This is a genomic window from Mesorhizobium delmotii (genome assembly GCF_900149755.1).
GTDB lineage: Bacteria > Pseudomonadota > Alphaproteobacteria > Rhizobiales > Rhizobiaceae > Mesorhizobium > Mesorhizobium delmotii.
The window spans coordinates 1-1375 of sequence record NZ_FUIG01000080.1 but is presented as its reverse complement, the minus strand read 5'-3'; the positions used below and the strand labels follow the sequence as shown (position 1 = coordinate 1375).

The window sequence follows — 1375 nt, the reverse complement described above, 5'->3', positions numbered from 1 at the left end:
GTTGTGTGCGTCAAGTTCTGCAAAAATGGCGTGGCATTCAGCGGTGACGTTGGCGTGTCCGCCGCGCAGCCCCCGTGTTTAGCGGAGCGGCGGACATGGCGGCCGCGTCTCAGGCGGCCAATGCCCTCAGGTTCTCCTTCTTGTGCTCGCGCAGATGATCCATGTTGAGGTAGCGGGTCGCCTCGAGCCAGTTCTCGTGGATCTCCACCGCCAGTGCCCGAACCAGCCGCAGACAGCTCTGCGGGTTGGGGAAGATGCGGACGACCAGGGTGCGCCGCTTGATCTCCTGGTTCAGCCGCTCCAGCATGTTCGTCGACTTCATGTGCTTGTGATGGGCAAGCGGCAGCCGATAGAAACTCAGCGTCTCCTCGATGTTGTCCTCCACCCAATCCACCAGCTTCGGGTATTTGGCCTGCCATTTGGCGATCCACTGCGCCAGGTCGCGCTTGACCTCGGCCAGGTCGCGCCGGTCATAGAACCATCTGAGCTCCATCAGGCAGTCGTCATCGACCTTGCGCGGCACATAATCGAGCGCGTTTCTGAGGAAGTGCACGTAACAGCGCTGCCAGACTGCCTCGGGCAGGACTTCGCGGATCGCTGCCCTGAGCCCCGGATGGTCGTCGGAGACGACAAACTCGACGCCGGCGAGCCCGCGCTGCTTGAGCCCTGCCACGAACGCGCGCCAGCTCGAATGGCTTTCCCGGTTGGCCAGCTCGACACCGAGCACCTGGCGCCGGCCCTCCCAGTCGACGCCGATCGCCACCAAGACCGCCTGGCTGGCGATCACGCCGGCCTCGCGCGCCCGCTCATAGCGCGCATCCAGAATGAGGTACGGGTAAGGTTCGGCAAGCCGCTGCTCAAAGAACGCCTTCAGCGCTTCATCCAGCCGCGCCGTCGCCTGGCTTACCGTCGAGGCCGAGAAGGAATGGCCGCACAGCTCCTCGGTGATCGCCTTCACCTTGCGCGTCGACACACCTTGCACGTACATCTCGACCAGCGCCGACACCAATGCCTTCTCCGAGCGCTGATAACGCTCAAACAACTCCGTCGAGAACCGGCCGGCCCGATCCTGCGGAACGCGAAGCTCCAGCACGCCAACCCGCGTCACAAGCTTGCGTTCGTAATAGCCGGACCGGTAACTAACCCGCTCCGTCGTCCGCTCGCCTTTCTCGGCCCCGATCGCCTCCGTCATCTCGGCTTCCAAAGTCTCCTGCACCACAGTCTGCAAAACTCTGCGGAAGCCGTCCTCATCCGACAACAGCAACGCTTTCAACTCGCCTCTGCTCAGTCTAACGTCTCGCTTGGTCATGGCACTTACCCTTCCACGGGAATCGGTGATCGCAACGTCACCAGCGTGCCATGGCCGCCCCTCGCC

At 63.3% G+C, this 1375-nt stretch carries 1 protein-coding gene; it reads right to left on the bottom strand.

Annotated features, from left to right (window positions below; all coding sequences use genetic code 11):
• Positions 1-109 precede the first annotated feature (109 nt).
• On the bottom strand, positions 110-1309 hold the full coding sequence (locus BQ8482_RS33935) for an IS256 family transposase (RefSeq protein WP_123151540.1): 1200 nt from the start codon (positions 1307-1309) through the stop codon (positions 110-112).
• Positions 1310-1375 lie beyond the last annotated feature (66 nt).

Bases quoted from the DNA above. Each gene is read 5' to 3' on its own strand.
- BQ8482_RS33935 (WP_123151540.1), bottom strand. From the start codon at position 1,309: ATGACCAAGCGAGACGTTAGACTGAGCAGAGGCGAGTTGAAAGCGTTG.